The sequence below is a fragment of the Streptomyces sp. NBC_00385 genome (genome assembly GCF_035917155.1).
GTDB classification, from domain to species: Bacteria; Actinomycetota; Actinomycetes; order Streptomycetales; family Streptomycetaceae; genus Streptomyces; species Streptomyces poriferorum.
The window spans coordinates 6,997,460-7,015,724 of sequence record NZ_CP107951.1; the positions used below are offsets into that span (position 1 = coordinate 6,997,460).

Here is an 18,265-nt window from a genome sequence, read left to right on the forward strand (position 1 = left end):
GCGCCGTGCCCGGGGTCCGCGGGGTCAGCCGCCCGCCACCGGCCGGGCGGGGGCCGCGCCGCCGCGTGGCGTGCGCTCCGTGTGCGGCGGGCGGCGGCTGCCGGCCGGGGTGACCGGGGTCCGCTCGGAGCGGGCGGTGTGGCCCGGGTGCGCGGGCGGCGCGGTGTGCGCCCGGGGGCGGCCGCCGGTGGCCGTGACCACCGGCGTCTGGTGTCCGCCGGTGCCGGCCGGTTCGCGGGCGGAGCTCTGTGCCGCTTCGCTCAAGGCCGGCAGCCCGGCCGTCGCCGGCCGGGGAGTGCCGGCCGGGGCGGGTTCCGGTGCAGCGGTCCTGCCGCGGGCGCTCAGCCACTCGCGGGCCGCGAAGATCCAGTTCTCGGCCCGGGTGATCAACGGCTCGACCCAGGGCAGACCCAGGAGGATCAGCAGCCCCGCCGCCCAGCCGAGCACCACGTCGCTGAGCCAGTGCGTACCGAGGTAGACCGTGGTCAGTCCGACCCCGAGCGAGACGATCGCGGACATGGCCGACAGATAGCGCCTGGCGCGCGGAGTGGCGGCCAGATAGGCGAGGATTCCCCAGGTCACGACGGCGTTGGCGGTGTGGCCCGAGGGAAATATATCGCCGCCGGCGAAGAGCTCGGCCGACCCGATCTGTGTCGCGTAGTGCGGGCCGAGCCGGCCGAGGCCGATCTTGACCGCGCCCACCGTCACGTTGAGCAGCAGGAGTGAGGCGCCCAGCGTCAGCAGGGGCCGCAGGGTGTGCTGCCGCCAGGAGCGCCAGCCCAGCCAGCAGGCGACCATGACCGCCGTCGGCCCGCGCTGGCCGAGGACGACGTAGTAGTCGAGGAAGGCGTGGATGCCGGGCCACTGCTGGTACGGCCGGAAGAGCATGACCTTCCAGTCCAGGGTCACCAGCCAGGACGACATGAGCACGGCAATGACGATGGCCAGATAGAACGCCAACGTCCCGCCGAAGAGAGCGATGCGGTGAGGGCTCATCCGCGGTGTCTCTATCTTCGGCGGTTCCGGCTCCCGGTCCAGACGGGCAAAGATGTCGGTACGCACCCAATCGACGTTACAGCGAGTGAGTGGGTGAGCCGGTCGATCCGGCCGCTTTGTGATGACGATGTGATGTGGACTATGTCTCAGTCCGAGCCGATTTTCTGAGTTTCCGGGAGTCCGGAATTCCTTTCGATCCATTCATTCGGCAGACGTTTCCGACCATGCATTCGGTGAGGAACGGAAAGACGCTCCGCGCGGCGAAGAGCATTTGTCCCGAGCGTCCACGAGAGGGAACGGACGGTGTCGGTCCGGTTACTGGACGCCTTCGGGTGGTGCGAGCCGGGAGCCCTCGCGGCCTCCGGAACCCCTGGTCCGCGCGGCGGGAGGGCGGGTTGGCGCAGGTCGGCGTGGTGCACGGATCGGGGGCGGGTGGGGCGCCCGGAGTGGCGTACGCCACACTCGACGGCGTCGGCAGGTATGAGATGGGCCACGTGTGGCCCTGCCGAACTCGCGTACGCTGACGGATCACTCGCCCGTCGATGCCGGGCCCGGAGGGACAGCGGACGCTGAATCCCCGGGGGGCCTGCCGAGCGCGAGGGACCTTTTGGGAGGTAGATGCATGTCCGGGACGACCACAGCCCGAATCCGTCTGCGCGAAGCCGCCGACGGAGCCAATCGATGGGTCGTCCTGGTCGTCCTCTGCCTCAGCCTGCTGCTCGTGGCGCTCGACGCGACCGTGCTGCACGTCGCGGTCCCCGCCGTCACCGAGGACCTGCGGCCCAGCGCCGTCGGTCTGCTGTGGATCGTCGACGTCTATCCGCTGGTCTGCGCGTCCCTGCTGATCCTCTTCGGCACGCTCGGTGACCGCGTGGGACGCCGGCGCATACTGCTGCTCGGCTACGCGCTCTTCGGGGTCGCCTCCGCCGTCGCCGCCATGGCCGACAGCGCGGGCGTGCTCATAGCGGCACGGGCCATGCTCGGTGTCGGCGGCGCGATGATCATGCCGGCGACCCTGTCGATCCTCCGGCAGGTCTTTCCCGACCGCCGCGAGCGGGCCGTGGCCATCGGCGTGTGGTCGGCCGTCGCCGCCGTCGGCGCCGCCACCGGCCCCGTCATCGGCGGCTTCCTCGTCGAACACTTCTGGTGGGGCTCGGTCTTCCTCATCAACATCCCGCTGATGGTCCTGATCCTGCCGCTCGCCCGGCTGCTGCTCCCGGAATCCCGCGGCAGCAACGACGGCCCCTGGGACGTGCTCGGCGCGCTGATGGCCGCCGCCGGTGTCCTCGGCGTCGTCCTCGGGGTGAAGCGCGCGGGGACCGGTGAGGGGCTGTTCGGGCCGGGCACGCTCGTGCCGCTGCTGGCCGGGGTCGCGCTGCTGGCCGCGTTCGTCCGCCGCCAGAAGCGCCGGACGCATCCACTGATCGACATGGGGATGTTCGCCAGGCCCGCCTTCACCACCGCGGTGGGCTGCATCGTCCTCGCCATGCTCGCCCTGGTCGGCCTGGAGCTGATCGCCGTCCAGTACCTCCAGCTGGTCCTGGACCTCAGCCCGCTGGAGACCGGCCTGCGGCTGCTGCCGCTCACCTTCGCCGCGATGGCCGCGGGCGCCACCGGCTCGTACACCCTGCGCCGGGTCGGACCGCGCCGGATGGTCGGCTGGGGCTTCGTCCTGACGGCTGCCGCGGTGCTGATGCTGACCGCGATGGGCCAGCACGACCGGCCCGGCCTGCTGACCGTGTCCTTCGTCCTGCTGGGCTTCGGCCTGCAGTCCACGCTCTTCGGCGCGTACGAGTCCATGCTCAGCGAGGCGCCGGCCGACCGGGCCGGCGGGGCCGCCGCGATAGGCGAGACCTCCTACCAGCTGGGCGCCGGCATGGGCATCGCCCTGCTCGGCAGCGTGATGAACGCCGCGTACGCCCCCGGTCTGGCCAAGCTCCACGACGAGGGGGTCCCCGCCTCCGCGGGCGCCGCCGCGGCGCACTCGCTCGGCGAGGCCTATCAGGTCGCCGCGCAACTGGGCGGCCCGCTCGGCGCCGTACTGCGGTCCACCGCCCGGGACGCCTTCGTCGACGGGCTGCACATCACCCTGCTCGTCAGCGCGGGCCTGCTGCTCCTCGGAGCCCTGGCGGCGCTGAAGCTGCCCCGCGCGATGGAGTGCCCGCCGCTGCTGTGCGAGGCCCGGGATCCCGTGGACGGTCATGAGGTGCCCGGCCCCCGGGACGCGCTCGGCCACCACGAGCTCCCGCAGCCGCACGAGCTGCCGGAGCGGGAGCGGCCCGAGGTGCTGCTCCGGCTGCCCGCGCGGCGCACGCCGGCCGAGGCGACGGGCTCTGGACGCGCGGCACACTGAGTCGTAACGTCGGCACGACGCCGTAACTAACACTGCTAGTTTTCGGCGTTCCCCACCGACATCGGTACCGTGCGAGCCGCCGGAGGCACCCCCTCATGTCCACCGCTCCGTCCTCGAAACTCCCGCCCTTCGACCCCCGCGACCCGATCGGCATCGACGATCTCCTGGGCGACGAGGATCTCGCGATCCGCGACACCGTCCGGGTCTGGGCCGCCGACCGGGTCCTGCCGCACATCGCCGAGTGGTACGAGAACGGTGAGCTGCCCGGCATCCGCGAGCTGGCCCGCGAGCTCGGATCGCTCGGGGCCCTGGGCATGTCCCTGGAGGGCTACGGCTGCGCGGGCGCCACCGCGGTCCAGTACGGGCTGGCCTGCCTGGAGCTGGAGGCGGCCGACTCCGGGATCCGCTCGCTCGTCTCCGTACAGGGCTCACTCGCCATGTACGCCATCCACCGCTTCGGTTCGGAGGAGCAGAAGCGGCAGTGGCTGCCCGGTATGGCGGCCGGCGAGATCATCGGCTGCTTCGGCCTCACCGAACCGGACCACGGCTCCGACCCGGCCGGCATGCGGACGTACGCCAAGCGCGACGGCGAGGACTGGGTCCTCAGCGGCCGCAAGATGTGGATCACCAACGGCTCGGTCGCCGGGGTCGCCGTGGTCTGGGCGCAGACCGACGAGGGCACCGCGGGCAGCGGCATCCGCGGATTCGTGGTGCCCACCGACGCCCCCGGCTTCTCCGCGCCGGAGATCAGGCACAAGTGGTCCCTGCGCGCCTCGGTCACCAGCGAGCTGATCCTCGACGACGTACGGCTGCCGGCCGACGCCGTGCTGCCGGGCGTCACCGGGCTGCGCGGTCCGCTCAGCTGTCTCAGCCATGCCCGCTACGGCATCGTCTGGGGCGCGATGGGCGCAGCCCGGTCCAGCTTCGAGGCGGCCGTCGACTACGCGAGGACGCGTGAGCAGTTCGGGAAGCCGATCGGCGGCTTCCAGCTCACCCAGGCCAAGCTCGCCGACATGGCCGTCGAACTGCACAAGGGCATCCTGCTCGCCCACCACCTCGGCCGTCGGATGGACGCGGGCAGGCTCCGTCCGGAGCAGGTCAGTTTCGGAAAGCTGAACAACGTGCGGGAGGCCATCGAGATCTGCCGCACCTCGCGCACGATCCTCGGCGCCAACGGGATCTCGCTGGAGTACCCGGTGATGCGCCATGCGACGAATCTGGAGTCGGTGCTCACCTACGAGGGAACCGTGGAGATGCACCAGCTGGTGCTGGGCAAGGCGCTCACCGGCCTGGACGCGTTCCGGTGAACCGGAACGACGGCCGGACCGATCGGTGAGCGCCCCGCTCAGCTCTGGTTGAAGAAGCCGTCGGCCGGCCGGCCGACGGCTTCGCCGGTGACGACCTGTGTGTCGGCCGGGCTCAGCAGGAAGACCCGGGTGGCCACCCGCTCGATCGAGCCGCGCAGCCCGAAGATCAGTCCCGCGGCGAAGTCCACCACGCGCTTGGCGTCGGCGGAGTCCATGGACGTGAGGTTCATGATCACCGGGACGCCGTCCCGGAAGAGCTCTCCGATGCTCCGGGCGTCCCGGAAGCTGTCCGGGGTGACCGTGGCGATCCGGCGGCCCGTCTCCTCGGCCGCCTCCGTGGCCACCCGCACCCGTGGATCGGTCACCCAGGCCTGACCGGTCCCGGTCCGTGCACCCTCGGCGTACTCGTCGTCGTCGTAGTACCGCTCGTCGTTGTCCTCTACGAGGCCCAGCCAGGCACTCGCCTTGCGCACCGATCCCATGGACGCCTCCTCTCACCGCGGTTCCTTGGCGTTCCGCATGTCTTTCGTATCCCTATGGTCGTCCATGATGCGGATCGTGCGCCAAGGGGATAGGCGGCGCGCAGGGCATTCGTGACGGTACTGGTGCAGAAGATGTGGCGATTCGTCAAGGTTCCTCCTGCGTAAGGGCCCTGGAGATAAGAAAATATGCTCCTCCGGTCCGTACGGGTGACATGGGGGACGTACGGGTGAACGGGTCACTCGATACGATGCACGTCGCGCAGACGCCCGAGCGCCGCGCACAGGTGAACGACTCCCGGGGGATGGTCGTGTTCGGAATCGTCAGGCCCTGCACTCACCGCTTGTCGGAGGGGCTCAAGGCCGAGTGGATGGCCCATCTCTGCGGGCTCTGTCTGGCACTTCGCTCCGATCACGGGCAGTTCGCCCGGATCGTCACGAACTATGACGGTCTGATCGTCTCGGTCCTGACGGAGGCTCAGACCGAGCGCACCGCTGGGCAGCGGCGCACGGCCGGTCCCTGCCCGCTGCGCGCCATGCGCACCGCCCCGGTGGCGCGGGGCGAGGGCGCCAGGCTCGCGGCGGCCGTCTCGCTGGTGCTGGCCTCCGCCAAGGTGCGCGACCACGTGGCCGACCGGGACGGCCTGTTGGCGCGCCGCCCGGTGGCCGCCGCGGCGCGCCGGGTGGCCGCGGGCTGGGACCGGGCCGGGGCGCGCACCGGCGCGCAGCTCGGCTTTGACACCGCGCTGCTCGTCGACGCCGTCGACCGGCAGACCGGCATCGAGCTGCTCGCGGGTCCCGGCACCCCGCTGCTGACGGTCACCGAGCCCACCGAGACCGCCACCGCCGCGGCCTTCGCGCACACCGCCGTGCTCGCGGGCAAGCCGCAGAACGCGGAGCCGCTCGCGGAGGCCGGGCGGCTCTTCGGACGCCTCGCGCATCTGCTGGATGCCGTGGAGGACCAGGAAGCTGACGCCGCGTCGGGCGCCTGGAACCCCCTCACGGCGACCGGCACCTCGCGCGCCGAGGCCCGCCGGCTGTGCGACGACGCGCTGCGCGGCGTACGGCTGGCGCTGCGCGACGCGGAGTTCGCCGACGGCAGGCTGGCCCATGTGCTGCTGGCGCACGAACTGCGGCGATCGGTGGACCGGGCGTTCGCCACGGACGTCTGTTCCCATCAGGGCGGCGGGCTGGTGACCGGAGCCGGCCATCCGTCAGGAGCCCGGCCCACAGGGTCCTTCGGGCCGCCACCGGGCAATCCGTACGCACCCACGGGCCCGTCCGGCCCCTTCGGTCCGCCGCCGCCGGAGCCCCCGCGCGACCGGCGGGGGCTCATCATGGGGTGTCTGGTGTGGGCAGGCCTGGCCTGCACCTGCCAGATGTGCTGCGGCACCTTCGACGATCCGTGGAGCCGTCAGCGGCGCGAGGGGCTGTGCAGTCAGTGCGACTGCGGGGACTGCTGCGAGGCCTGCGACTGCTGCAGCAATTGCGGGGACTGCTGTGACGGCTGCGACTGCTGCGGGTGCGACTGCAGCTGCTGACCCGGCGGCCGGAACCCGGCCAGCCTGCCGCCACTGACTCCGCGTCACTTGATTTCCGGCGGCGAGATCTGCGAGGTCGCGACCGCCGAGGCGGAGATGCCCCACTTCTTCAGGATCCGGTCGTAGGTGCCGTCCGCCTTGAGACGGTTGACGGCGGCCTGGAAGGCGGGCGCCAGCGGGGTGCCCTTCTTGAAGGCGAAGCCGACGTCGAGCCGCTTGAACTCGTTGAGGAAGCGCACACCCTCCTGCTGCCCCACGGCGTACCGCAGCCCGTTGATGGTCGACATCACCACGTCCGTGCGCCCCTGCTGGAGCGAGGTCCAGACCGCCGACGCGTCGGAGTACGTCTTCACGTCGTACGCCTCCTTGCCGGCCTCGGCGCACCGGTGCCGGTTCTTCTCCAGCGTGACCTCGAACGTGGTGCCCGCCGCGGTGCCGACGGTCAGGCCGCAGAGCCGGGTGAGATCGGTGACCTCGGCCAGCTCACTGTCGTCGCGGACCGCGAAGCCCTGGCCGTCGTTGAGGTAGGTGACGAAGTCGATCGTCCGGCTGCGTTCGTCGGTGACGCCGAAGTTGCCGGTGCCCACCTCGTACTTCCCGCTGCCGAGCGCGGGCAGGATCGCCTCGAACGCGGCGACCTCCCGTTTCGGCTTCAGCCCCAGAACCCTGGCCACGGCGTCCCCGAAGTCGATGTCGACGCCGGCCAGGGTCGTGCCGTCCGCGAGATAGGTGGCGCCGGGCGGGGAGCCGACGCTGGAGGCGATGCTCAGGGTGCCGGACGAGCGGACGCCGGCGGGCAGCAGGGCGGCCGCCGCCGCGTCCTTCTTCACTCCCGACACGACATCGGCGGTGGGGACGGCGCCCTTGGCGGCGGACCCGGCCGCACCCGCGGGGGAGGCCGCCGGATCGCCGGACCCGCACGCGGTCAGCGTCAGAGTGGCGGCGGTGATCAGCGCGAAGGCAGCGGTGTGCCGGGTACGGGGCATGAGGGATGGTTCTCCAGATTCGTCGGCCGAGGACGGGCGCGGGGCAGCGCGCGACGGCCCACGGACGGGGCGGAGGAAAGGCGGAACACGAGGGAAGACCGGTGCGAGGGGAGGGTGGTGTGGCGTTGTGTACGCGAGGGCACGCGGGGAGAAGAGCTCAGACGCCGGTCACGGCGCGAGCGGGAATGCGGGACGGAGCAGGGCGAAGGCTCAACAGGAACAGGACCACACGCGACCGAAGTCGATGTGGGAGCGCTTGACCAGCCACTGCTGCGAATGCATGGCCCAAGTGGAACAGGCATCCGGTGGTCCGTCAACTGACCTGAGACGCACCGCTCACAGTGTGGACAGGGTTGACAAGCTGCGGCGAACAGCGCTTACCTCAAAGGCGGATCGGGCTGAGGGGCCCGGTCCCCGTTGTGTTCCACCGTTGTGTTCCGCGCCGAGGGCGCGCCCCGTGTTCGATCGCCGCATCCACGGAGCCCTCGCATGTCCGCACAGACAGACACACTTCCGCCGGCTCTTCCGGCCGGCCCTCTCGAAGACAACGATGCCGACCACCTGCGGATCGTTCCGGTGCGCCGGACCGGCCAGTGGACGGCCGCCGCCGCCGTACTGGTCCTGCTGGCCCTCGCGCTGAACTCCGTCATCCGCAACGACGCCTTCCAATGGGACGTCGTCGGCGAGTACTTCACCACCACGGCGGTGCTCCGCGGCCTCGGCCTCACGCTCTGGCTCACCGCGCTCGTGATGGCGCTCGGCTTCGCGCTGGGGACCCTGCTCGCCGTCCTCAGACTCTCCGCCAACCGGGTGCTCCAGGCGGTCGGCTGGGGATACGTGTGGCTCTTCAGGTCGACCCCGATCCTGGTCCAGCTGCTGTTCTGGTTCAACATCGGGGCGCTCTACCCGGAGATCCTCGGCGTCCGCACGGTGAACCTCCTCGGCCCCGTCACGGTCGCCGTCATCGGACTGACGCTCCACGAGGCCGCGTACGCGGCGGAGGTCGTCCGCGGCGGCATCCTGTCCGTGGAACGCGGACAGCTGGAGGCCGCCCAGTCGCTCGGCCTCGGTCCGTGGCGGCGGCTGTACCGCATCGTGCTGCCGCAGGCGATGCGGTCCATCGTGCCGCCCGCCGGGAACATGCTGATCGGCACGCTCAAGGGCACGTCGATCGTCAGCATCATCGCCGTACAGGACCTGCTGTACTCGGTGCAGCTCGTCTACCACCGCACGTACCAGGTCATCCCGCTGCTGCTGGTCGCCACCCTCTGGTACGTCGTCGTGACCTCGCTGCTCAGCGTCGGCCAGCACTACGTCGAGCGGTACTACGCGCGCGGCACCGGGGACGCCCGGTGAGCGCCGTCCCGACGCTCGTCGTCATCGGCGCCGGACCGCGCGGCACCGGCGTCATCGAGCGCATCGCCGCCAACGCCCCCGCGCTGTACGGCGGCAGGCCGCTGGACATCCATCTCGTCGACCCCTTCCCGCCCGGCGGCGGCCGGATATGGCGCCACGACCAGTCTCCGCTGCTGTGGATGAACTCCATGGCCGAGGACGTCACCATGTTCACCGACGACACCGTCCGCCTGGAGGGCCCCGTACGCCCCGGTCCGGCGCTCGACGCCTGGGCGGCCGACGTGCGCGAGGGACGGACCGCACCTGGCCCGGACATCGCCGCCGACCCCGGACTCCGCGCCGAGATCGCCGCGTTGGCGGGGGAGGACTTCCCGAGCCGGCGGCTGCAGGGTGCCTATCTGCGCTGGGTGTACGAGCAGTCGGTGGCCGCGCTCCCGCCCACCGTCACCGTCCACGAACACCGCGGCCGGGCCCTGCGCGTCACCGGCCCCCGGGACGGTCGCCAGACCGTCCACCTGGAGGGCCGCGCCGAACCGCTCACCGCAGACCTCGTGGTCCTCACCCTCGGCCACCTCGACGCCGAACCGGACGACGAACAGCGGCGGCTGTCCCGCTTCGCGGACCGGCACGGCCTCATCCACCTGCCGCCCGACTTCACCGCCGACAGCGACCTCAGCGCCCTGCCCGCCGGCGAACCCGTCATCGTGCGGGGCTTCGGACTCGCCTTCATCGATCTGATGGTGCTGCTCACCGAGGGCCGGGGCGGACGGTACGAGAACGGCACGTACCTGCCCTCCGGCAGGGAACCCGTCCTCTACGTCGGATCGCGGCGCGGTGTCCCGTACCACTCCAAGATCGGATACGTCCGGCCCGGCGAACGGCCCCCGCTCCCGCGCTTCTTCGGACCCGACCGGGCCGAGGAGCTCCTGAACCGGGCGGAGCCGCCCGACTTCCGCCGCGACATATGGCCCCATGTCGACAAAGAGCTCGGCTATGCCCACTACCACCGGCTCTTCGCCGCCCACCCGGAGCGCACCACGGCCGACTGGACCGCCTTCGAGGAGAAGTACGCGGCCGCCGACCCGGGCAGCGCCGATCTGCGGGCGGTGATCGCCGCGGCCGTTCCCGACCCTGCCGACCGGCTCGACCTGGCGGCGCTCGACCACCCGCTGGACGGGGTGCGCCACACCTCGGCCGCCTCGTTCCAGGAGGCGACACGCGCCTACATCACCGCCGACCTGGACCGCCGGCACGATCCCGGGCACAGCGAGGACCTCGCCGTCTTCCTCGGACTGCTCTCCGTGTACGGCCAGTTGATCCGGTTCCCCGACATCGGGGACTGGTGGCACGGCTTCTTCAGCTACCTGGCGTCCGGACCGCCCGGTCCCCGGCTGCGGCAACTGCTCGCGCTCTCGCGGGCCGGTGTCGTCCGCTTCCTCGGTGCCGGGACGACGGTCGGGACCGACGAGGAACGGGGCGTGTTCCGCGCGGCCGGCGCCACCGTGCCGGGGGAACGGCTGGAGTCCCGCGCCCTCGTCGAGGCCCGGCTGCCCGACCCCTCACCGCGGCATACCCGCAGCACCCTGCTCCGGGCGCTGTACGAGGACGGGGCCGCCGCCACCGCCTCCGGACTGCTCGCCGTCGACCCCGGGGACGGCCGGATCCTGGACCGGGACCGCCTCCCGCACCCCCGCCGCTTCGCCCTCGGCCCGCACACGGCCGCCCGCACGAGCGGCGCCTTCACCCGGCCACGCACCGGCGGCCCGGCCTTCGGGCAGAACGACGCGACCGCACGCGCCGCCCTCACCTTCCTGCGCGGCCTCGACGGCACCGATGACTGACCGGCACGCGCACTCCCGACCGAGAGCCCCCGAGGACACCACCATGAAGACGACAAGCCGTCCCCTGAAGAGCGGACCGGCCGCCGCACCGGCCCACGCCCCCGCCACGCCCATGGTCGAGATCCGGGGGGTGCACAAGAGCTTCGGCGGCCTCGAGGTCCTGCGCGGCATCGACCTCTCCGTGCGCCCGGGCGAGGTGACCGTGATCCTCGGCCCCTCCGGGTCCGGCAAGTCCACCCTGCTGCGCACCGTCAACCACCTGGAGAAGGCGGACCGGGGCTCCATCACCGTGGACGGGGACTTCGTCGGCTACCGAAGGAAGGGCGACAGGCTGTACGAACTCCCCGAGCGAGAGGTCCTGCGCCGCCGCACCCGGATCGGCTTCGTCTTCCAGAACTTCCACCTCTTCCCCCACCTCACCGTCCTGGAGAACGTCACCGAGGCCCCGGTGGCCGCACTCGGCCGGACGAAGCAACAGGCCGCCGCCACCGCACGCCGGCTCCTGGCCCGCGTCGGACTCGACGACCGGGCGACGGCGTATCCGAGGCAGCTCTCCGGTGGCCAGCAGCAGCGCGTCGCCATCGCCCGGGCCCTCGCCCTCGAACCGAAACTGCTGCTCTTCGACGAACCCACCTCCGCGCTCGACCCCGAACTGGTCGGCGAGGTCCTCGACGTCATCAAGGACCTCGCGGAGCAGGGCACCACGATGATCGTCGTCACCCACGAGATCGGGTTCGCCCGCGAGGTCGCCGACACCGTCGTCTTCATGGACGAGGGACGGATCGTCGAACAGGGCCCGCCCGCCGAGGTGATCGACCGGCCGCGCCACGCACGCACCCGCGCCTTCCTCTCCAAGGTGCTGTGACCCGGACCCCCGGAACCCCGGACCCCCGGACCCCCGGACCCCCGGAACCCCGAGCTCCGGGGCCATGAGCCAAGTCCGCACCCTCCGAAAGAGCCCGCCCATGCCGCCTCTCCGCCCGCTCCACCTGGCCGCCGGTATCGGTGGCCCGCCCCGCTACGACCCCGCGCACTACACCGGACTCGCCCGGCTCGCCGAGGGCGGGGCCCTCGACTTCGTCTCCCTCGACGACTCGTTCGCCCGGCCGGGGCCGGACGCGCTCGCCGTGCTCTCCCGGGTCGCGCCCGAGACCCGCAGGATCGGTCTCGTCCCGACGGTCACCACGACCCACACCGAGCCCTTCCACGTGTCGTCCGCCGTGGCCACGCTGGACTGGGTCAGCCGCGGCCGGGCCGGCTGGTGCGTGGACGTGTCGGGCACCGCCGCCGAGGCCCGGCTGTTCGGCCGCCGTTCCGCCGCGCCCGCCGCCGAACTGTGGCGGGAGGCCGGCGAGGCCGCCGACGTGGGGGCGCGTCTCTGGGACAGCTGGGAGGACGGTGCCGAGATCCGGGACGCCGCCACCGGACGCTTCCTCGACCGGGGCAAGCTGCACCGCACGGACTTCGAGGGCGCGTCCTTCCGCGTCCGGGGCCCCGCCGTCGTGCCCCGGCCCCCGCAGGGCCACCCGGTCACGGTCGTCGACGGCACGGCCGGTCCGGCCCGGGAGGTGGCCGCCCGCCACGCGGACGTGGTGCTCGTACGGGCCGGCACACCCGAGCGGGCCGCCGGGATCCGCGACGACGTGCACCGCCGCGCGGCGGACCACGGACGGGACCCCGGGACGCTGCGGGTGCTCGTCGCGCTCACCGTCGACCTGGGGGACGCCGAATCCGCCCCGGAACCCGGGCTGGAGAGCGGCCCGCCGCTCGCCGGGCACGGGACGTACTACCGCGGCGGCCCGGTCGACCTCGCCGACCTGATCACCCAGTGGTACCGGGCCGGAGCCGTCGACGGCTTCCACCTCACCCCGCTCACCCCGGGCCGCGACCTCGAACGGATCGTCAACGGCACCGTGGCCCTGCTCCAGCACCGCAGCCTGTTCCGCACCTTCTACCCGGGCGGCACCCTCCGCGAGCACCTGGGCCTGCCCCGCCCGGCCAACCGGTACGCCCTCCAGGGAGCACGGGCATGACGGCCGCCCCACAACAGATGCATCTCGCCGCGCACTTCCCGGTGGACGACACGACCGTCTGGGACGACCCGCTCTCCGGCAGCCAGATCGAGTTCGCCTCCTTCGCGCACCTCGCCCGGACCGCCGAACGAGGGCTGTTCGACTTCCTCCTCCTCGCCGAGGGGCCGGGGCTGCGCGAGCACGGCGGTCTGGTCCACGACCTGGACGTGGCCGGCCGCCCCGACCCCCTCACGGTGCTGCCCGCGCTGGCCGCGGTCACCGACCGGCTCGGTCTCGCCGCCTCGGCCGGTGCCGCCCTCCACGAGCCCTACGAGCTGGCCCGCCGGTTCGCCACCCTCGACCATCTCAGCGCCGGCCGGTCCGCGTGGAACGTCGTCACCTCGGAAGACCCCTTCGCGAGTGAGAACGTCCGACGCGCCGGCCGGCCCGACCGGGCCGACGGGGACGGGTACGCCCGCACCGCCGAGTTCGTCGCCGCGGCCCGCGGGCTGTGGGACTCCTGGACGCCCGACGGTGCCCCGCGCCCCTTCGCCCACCGCGGCCGGTACTTCTCGGCCGAGGGCGAGTTCACCGTCCCGCGCTCCCCGCAGGGGCATCCCGTCGTCATCCGGACAGCGGACGGCGCGCAGGACCGCGAGTTCGCCGCGGCCGCCGCCGACGTCGTTCTCACCCGGCACGGCACCCCGCGGGCGGGCCGCGCGTTCTGTGCCGACGTCAGGAGCCGGCTCCCGAAGTACGGCCGGGAGCCCGGCGAACTGAGGATCATGCCCCGTACGGGTGTGGTGCTGGGCGACAGCGACGCGCAGGCACGGGAGCGGGCGGCCGGGATCCGCCTGCAACAGGTCTCGCCGCAGTACGCGATCGCGGCCCTGGAGCGAATCTGGGGCCGCGACCTCTCCTCGTACGATCCCGACGGGCCGCTCCCCGCGTGCGATCCGGACCCCACGGCGTCGCGGGCCGGGAACGGCGACGCCCTCGCCCTCGCGGCGCGCTGGCGCGAGCTGTCCCGGGAGAAGGGGCTGTCCATCCGGGGGACGGTCATCGAGGCGACGGACCGTCGGCCCCTCGTCGGCAGCCCGGAGACCGTGGCCGCGGAGATGGCCCGCCGCGTCGCCACGGGAGCCGCCGACGGCTTCGTCCTCGTTCCCCATCTCACCCCCGGCGGCCTCGACGACTTCGTCGACCGGGTCGTCCCGCTCCTCCAGGAACGGGGAGTGTTCCGCACCGCGTACACCGGCTCCACGCTGCGGTCGCACCTCGGGCTCGCCGCGCCGGTATGGAAAGGTTGACCACATGAGCGACGCACAGCAGCAGGCAGCACGGGACTGGAACCACTGGCACCGGGAGCGGACCGCCACGGTCGCCGCTCCGTACGGGCCGCTGTCCCTCACCGGCACCCACTGGCTCTCCGACTACCCGGAAGGTCGAATTCCGGCCGTCCCGGGTCACTGGGTGGAGGACGGCGACGAGGTGGTGCTCACCGCCGGTCCCGAGGACGGGCTGAGCGTGGACGGGAAGCCGTTCACCGGCCAGGTCCGGCTGGGTGCCGACCGCGGGCCGATCGACGGGTCCCGGGTGGCGCACGGCGGGCGCCGGCTCGTCGTGCTGAGCCGCGAAGGCCTGTGGGCGGTACGGGACTTCGACCCGGACTCCGCGGCGCGACGCGCCTTCCGCGCGATCGAGGCCACACCGTACGACCCCCGCTGGTCCGTGCCGGGCCGCTTCCGCCCGTACGACACCTCCCGTACCGTCCGGGTCGAGAACGCCGACGGTGTCGAGCGCGGGCTGGGGCTCGGCGGCGAGATCGCCTTCGCACGGGACGGCGTGGAGCACACGCTCCAGGTGGCCGTGGAGGGCGACGGCTCGCTCTGGGCGGTCTTCGCCGATGCCACCAGCGGGGACACCAGTTACCGCTTCCGGTTCCTGCGGCCGGCCGCCCCGGCGGCCGACGGCTCGGTGACGGTCGATCTCAACCGCGCACTGCTGCCGCCCTGCGCCTTCGCGGACCATTTCATCTGCCCCTTCCCGCCGCCGGGCAACACCCTGCCCATCGCCGTCGAGGCCGGTGAGCGACGCAGGACCGACGGCTGAACCACCCCCTCGTCCCGGCCGCGCCCGGCCCCGGCAGACCGTCCTGCGCCGGGGCCGGGCGCGGTGGCGGGGGAGGGGAGGCCCCGCAAGCTCAGGCCAAAAGGCGCCCTTGCGCCAGAAGTTGACGCCTTGAATACTCCCGAGCAGCGCTTGTCAGGAGCACGGCACATCCGGAATACGGACGGATGACCGCGCCCCCGACTGCGCCTCACGGGTCCTGCCACCCCACAGGCGGACCCCCGACTCCCCTCGGGAGGAAACAAGTGAGGATCAAGCGCACCACCCCCCTCAGCACCGCCGCGAGACGCAGCAGGGCCATCGGCATCGCCGCAGGTCTCGTGGCAGTCGCCGCACTCACCGTCCCCAGCGCCCAGGCCAGCTCCACCGGAACGTACAGCGCGAACCAGCTCTCCGCCGCGAGCGACGCCGTGCTCGGCGCCGACGTGGCCGGTACTGCCTGGAACGTCGACCCCGTGACGAAGAAGGTCGTGGTCACGGCCGACAGCACGGTCTCCGCCTCGGAGATCCAGCAGATCAAGGACTCGGCGGGCGCCAACGCGGGCGCCCTGCGCATCGAGCGCACCTCCGGGAAGTTCAGCAAGCTGCTCTCCGGCGGTGACGCCATCTACGCACCCGGCTGGCGCTGCTCCCTCGGATTCAACGTCCGCAGCGGCAGTACGTACTACTTCCTGACCGCCGGTCACTGCACCGACGGCAACCCGCCCTGGTACACCAACTCCGCCAACACCACCTACATCGGCCCGACGGTCGGCTCCAGCTTCCCGACCAACGACTACGGCCTGGTCCGTTACGACAACGCCTCCGTCGCCCACGCCGGCACCGTCGGCAGTGTCGACATCACCAGCGCGGCCAACGCCACGGTCGGCATGTCCGTCACCCGCCGCGGCTCCACCACCGGCATCCACAGCGGCACCGTCTCGGCGCTCAACGCCACGGTCAACTACGGCAGCGGCGACATCGTCTACGGCATGATCAAGACGAACGTGTGCGCGGAGCCCGGCGACTCCGGCGGTCCGCTCTACTCCGGCTCCAGGGCGATCGGACTCACCTCGGGCGGCAGCGGCAACTGCAGCTCCGGTGGGACGACCTTCTTCCAGCCGGTCACCGAGGCACTCAGCGCGTACGGCGTCAGCGTCTACTGATACGCCGGGTGGCCGGTCCAGTCCCCCCGGAACCGGCCGGTCCCTCGAAAGCGCAAGTCGAACACGCCGAGCCCCCGCCCGAATCGTGGGCGGGGGCTCCCGCTGACCCCGCGGCTTTTGAGAGGATGTGACACAGGACGGTCACGCAGGAGCAACGGGGGCGGATGCTGCGCCTCCCGGAGGGGTGTCCTCCGGGAACCCCCGGCAGACACCCCAGGGGGTTCCAGGTCCGTGAAACGCATCGGAGTGACCGGTCATCGCAGCATTCCGCGGGAAGCTCATGACCATGTACTGGCCTCGATGCGAGCGGCGTTCCGCGGATTCGACGGCTCGGTGGAGGCGCTGTCCAGCCTGGCCGTCGGGGCGGACCAGCTCTTCGCCGACCTCGCGCTCGCCCATGGCGCCCAGCTGACCGTGGTCATCCCCAGCGGCGACTACGAGGCCTGCTTCGCCGACGGGGCGGAACTGGCCCGCTACCGGGCGCTCAAGGCCCGGGCCGTACGCGAGGTCAGACTGGACTACCCGCACTCCACCGACGAGGCGTACTACGCGGCCGGTGCCTACATCGCCGACCACTGCGACCGGCTGATCGCCGTGTGGGACGGCCGCCCCGCACGCGGACTCGGCGGTACGGGGGACATCGTGACGTACGCCCGCGGGCTCGGCCGCCCGGTGACGGTGATCTGGCGCGACGGGGTCGAACGGAGCTGACCGGCCGTCACGGGCGCTGAGGGGCCCCGTGCGCGGCCGGCCGTCACGGCAGGCGGTGTGCCGGCGGTCTCACATCTGGTGCCGGGCGAGCCAGTCGGTGTGCTGCGGGGAGACGATGCGCTCGGTCTCGAACACCGCCCGCGGCCACTGGCGCTCGTTCAGTGTCGTCTCCATCGCTATCTGCATCGACTCCAGGTCCTTCTCCACCAGGGAGTGGGCAGAGATCAGCGGATGGTGGCGGCGCATCTCGGCCCAGGCCAGACAGGCGGCGGCCGCGGCGGAGAGCACTCCGGTCAGCGCGAAGGACTGGCCCATCGAGAAGGCCCTGAGCAGGGCGAGCAGCAGGGCGAGGGCCGTCAGCGCGGCGATGGTGGTCGACCAGACCAGGGTGGCCCGCCGGGAAACCTCCTGGCGGCGGCGGTACCAGCTGCGCTGTTCGATCAGCCGGTCACGTACATACGTCTCCTTGCGCACGGTGAATGCCTTCTCCCGCAACGTGCGCATGGAATCGGTGATGAGACCCCCGGAATCGGCCGTCCGGTCCCGGGGGTCGGACCAGCCCACCTTGCGGAGCTCCTGGAGCCCTTCTTCGAGACGGTTGGCGAACACCGCTTCGGGGTGCTGTGTGCCGGTGTCGAAAGGTGAGCCGTGCACCGAGTAGCGCCAGCACATCGATTTGATGAACTCCGCCGCGGAGCGATTGAGTTGCCAATGCGACTTTGCTTTCCGCCGCGAGGTGAGGAAGGTGGCGACCAGGACGCCGAGATAGGCCAACACTGCCGCACAGTCGGTGAGTTGGAGGGTGCCGCCGACCTCCGCTCGCCAGGGCAGCGCGGCCGGTATCGTGCCCCCGACCAGCAGGATGAGCTGCCATCGGGTGGTATTCACCGCCTCCCGCTGGCGGGAGATCGCAATGGCGTCCGTGTGGTGAAAGAGTTCCGGCAGATCAGCGTTCCTGAAGACCATGCTCTGCAGTGGTCCCGGAATCGCCGTCATGTTCACTCCCGTCTGCGGTTATGTCGTCACCCTGATGGCGGAATCTGTTGTTCCGCTCGATCGGCGCCGGTCCCGTGTGACGCTCGTGTTCCAAGTGGGCGTCCTCAGTTGCCAACCGAGGCCATGAGAGTAAAGTCGTGCCGCCGGACACTGCAATGGTGCAGGTACCAACGCTGGTTTCCTGTCCGGAACCATTCCATCGGAACGAATCCCCTCAAGGACGGCCGTGAAGACCACTGAATCCTCCCTCTCCTTCGCCGTTGCGAAGAAGAGCCGTGTGCCGCTCGCCGCGATCGACGCGCGTGGCGGCGAAGCAGCCAGGAAGCTCGGTCGGGTGCACGTCGCTTCCGCCGGTCGCCCCAGCCAGGCATCCACCTTCAACTCCTCCCTCTGAATCCTCCCCAACGGATCA

Annotated in this window: 16 protein-coding genes; 12 read left to right on the plus strand and 4 right to left on the minus strand. The window is 71.9% G+C overall.

Annotation, left to right across the window (positions count from 1 at the left end):
* Positions 1-24: 24 nt before the first annotated feature.
* The gene (locus tag OG959_RS31220) at positions 25-1,062 is read right to left on the minus strand and encodes a phosphatase PAP2 family protein (protein ID WP_326663859.1); all 1,038 of its coding nucleotides are present in this window, start codon (positions 1,060-1,062) and stop codon (positions 25-27) included.
* Positions 1,063-1,618: 556 nt separating this feature from the next.
* On the opposite strand from OG959_RS31220, the gene OG959_RS31225 reads away from it, so the two are divergent.
* Entirely contained in the window at positions 1,619-3,349 is a 1,731-nt protein-coding gene (locus OG959_RS31225; RefSeq protein WP_326663861.1) for an MFS transporter, read from the plus strand.
* A gap of 95 nt (positions 3,350-3,444) precedes the next feature.
* Positions 3,445-4,656: an acyl-CoA dehydrogenase family protein gene (locus OG959_RS31230; protein ID WP_219573621.1), complete on the plus strand. Its 1,212-nt coding sequence runs from the start codon at positions 3,445-3,447 to the stop codon at positions 4,654-4,656.
* Between the two features lie 38 nt (positions 4,657-4,694).
* On the opposite strand, the gene OG959_RS31235 is transcribed toward OG959_RS31230, so the two are convergent.
* A complete protein-coding gene (locus tag OG959_RS31235; RefSeq protein ID WP_326663864.1) occupies positions 4,695-5,138 on the minus strand; it encodes a cell division protein SepF in 444 nt (147 codons plus the stop codon).
* Between the two features lie 308 nt (positions 5,139-5,446).
* Here OG959_RS31235 and OG959_RS31240 point away from each other — a divergent pair, with 308 nt between their 5' ends.
* Positions 5,447-6,676, plus strand: coding sequence for a DUF5685 family protein (locus tag OG959_RS31240; RefSeq protein WP_326666734.1), 1,230 nt, complete (start codon positions 5,447-5,449; stop codon positions 6,674-6,676).
* Positions 6,677-6,720: 44 nt separating this feature from the next.
* Here OG959_RS31240 and OG959_RS31245 read toward each other — a convergent pair whose 3' ends face one another.
* Positions 6,721-7,662, minus strand: coding sequence for an ABC transporter substrate-binding protein (locus OG959_RS31245; protein ID WP_326663866.1), 942 nt, complete (start codon positions 7,660-7,662; stop codon positions 6,721-6,723).
* A gap of 489 nt (positions 7,663-8,151) precedes the next feature.
* Here OG959_RS31245 and OG959_RS31250 point away from each other — a divergent pair, with 489 nt between their 5' ends.
* The 8 genes from OG959_RS31250 (at position 8,152) to OG959_RS31285 (ending at position 16,857) form a co-directional block, all read left to right on the plus strand.
* A complete protein-coding gene (locus tag OG959_RS31250; protein ID WP_326663867.1) occupies positions 8,152-9,018 on the plus strand; it encodes an amino acid ABC transporter permease in 867 nt (288 codons plus the stop codon).
* Positions 9,015-10,859 carry an FAD/NAD(P)-binding protein gene (locus tag OG959_RS31255; RefSeq protein ID WP_326663868.1) on the plus strand — a complete coding sequence of 615 codons (1,845 nt, stop codon included), beginning with the start codon at positions 9,015-9,017 and terminating at the stop codon, positions 10,857-10,859. Before OG959_RS31250 ends, OG959_RS31255 begins: the two co-directional genes overlap by 4 nt.
* A gap of 112 nt (positions 10,860-10,971) precedes the next feature.
* Positions 10,972-11,724, plus strand: coding sequence for an amino acid ABC transporter ATP-binding protein (locus OG959_RS31260; protein WP_326666736.1), 753 nt, complete (start codon positions 10,972-10,974; stop codon positions 11,722-11,724).
* A gap of 100 nt (positions 11,725-11,824) precedes the next feature.
* Positions 11,825-12,892, plus strand: coding sequence for an LLM class flavin-dependent oxidoreductase (locus tag OG959_RS31265; RefSeq protein ID WP_326663870.1), 1,068 nt, complete (start codon positions 11,825-11,827; stop codon positions 12,890-12,892).
* Positions 12,889-14,181: an NtaA/DmoA family FMN-dependent monooxygenase gene (locus OG959_RS31270; RefSeq protein WP_326663872.1), complete on the plus strand. Its 1,293-nt coding sequence runs from the start codon at positions 12,889-12,891 to the stop codon at positions 14,179-14,181. Before OG959_RS31265 ends, OG959_RS31270 begins: the two co-directional genes overlap by 4 nt.
* Positions 14,182-14,185: 4 nt before the next feature.
* The gene (locus tag OG959_RS31275; protein ID WP_326663874.1) at positions 14,186-14,983 is read left to right on the plus strand and encodes a DUF1684 domain-containing protein; all 798 of its coding nucleotides are present in this window, start codon (positions 14,186-14,188) and stop codon (positions 14,981-14,983) included.
* A 263-nt stretch (positions 14,984-15,246) separates the two neighbouring features.
* Positions 15,247-16,146, plus strand: a complete 900-nt coding sequence (locus tag OG959_RS31280) for a S1 family peptidase (protein ID WP_326663876.1) — start codon at positions 15,247-15,249, stop codon at positions 16,144-16,146.
* Between the two features lie 231 nt (positions 16,147-16,377).
* Positions 16,378-16,857: a hypothetical protein gene (locus OG959_RS31285; protein WP_326663878.1), complete on the plus strand. Its 480-nt coding sequence runs from the start codon at positions 16,378-16,380 to the stop codon at positions 16,855-16,857.
* Positions 16,858-16,926: 69 nt separating this feature from the next.
* Here OG959_RS31285 and OG959_RS31290 read toward each other — a convergent pair whose 3' ends face one another.
* On the minus strand, positions 16,927-17,823 hold the full coding sequence (locus OG959_RS31290; RefSeq protein ID WP_326666738.1) for a DUF4231 domain-containing protein: 897 nt from the start codon (positions 17,821-17,823) through the stop codon (positions 16,927-16,929).
* Positions 17,824-18,079: 256 nt separating this feature from the next.
* Here OG959_RS31290 and fxsA point away from each other — a divergent pair, with 256 nt between their 5' ends.
* The gene (gene fxsA, locus OG959_RS31295) at positions 18,080-18,247 is read left to right on the plus strand and encodes an FxSxx-COOH cyclophane-containing RiPP peptide (RefSeq protein ID WP_219571751.1); all 168 of its coding nucleotides are present in this window, start codon (positions 18,080-18,082) and stop codon (positions 18,245-18,247) included.
* Positions 18,248-18,265: the final 18 nt, after the last annotated feature.

Bases quoted from the DNA above. Each gene is read 5' to 3' on its own strand.
- OG959_RS31265 (WP_326663870.1), top strand. From the start codon at position 11,825: ATGCCGCCTCTCCGCCCGCTCCACCTGGCCGCCGGTATCGGTGGCCCG.
- OG959_RS31290 (WP_326666738.1), bottom strand. From the start codon at position 17,823: ATGGTCTTCAGGAACGCTGATCTGCCGGAACTCTTTCACCACACGGAC.
- OG959_RS31230 (WP_219573621.1), top strand. From the start codon at position 3,445: ATGTCCACCGCTCCGTCCTCGAAACTCCCGCCCTTCGACCCCCGCGAC.
- OG959_RS31225 (WP_326663861.1), top strand. From the start codon at position 1,619: ATGTCCGGGACGACCACAGCCCGAATCCGTCTGCGCGAAGCCGCCGAC.
- OG959_RS31250 (WP_326663867.1), top strand. From the start codon at position 8,152: ATGTCCGCACAGACAGACACACTTCCGCCGGCTCTTCCGGCCGGCCCT.
- OG959_RS31245 (WP_326663866.1), bottom strand. From the start codon at position 7,662: ATGCCCCGTACCCGGCACACCGCTGCCTTCGCGCTGATCACCGCCGCC.
- OG959_RS31270 (WP_326663872.1), top strand. From the start codon at position 12,889: ATGACGGCCGCCCCACAACAGATGCATCTCGCCGCGCACTTCCCGGTG.
- OG959_RS31260 (WP_326666736.1), top strand. From the start codon at position 10,972: ATGGTCGAGATCCGGGGGGTGCACAAGAGCTTCGGCGGCCTCGAGGTC.
- OG959_RS31235 (WP_326663864.1), bottom strand. From the start codon at position 5,138: ATGGGATCGGTGCGCAAGGCGAGTGCCTGGCTGGGCCTCGTAGAGGAC.
- OG959_RS31275 (WP_326663874.1), top strand. From the start codon at position 14,186: ATGAGCGACGCACAGCAGCAGGCAGCACGGGACTGGAACCACTGGCAC.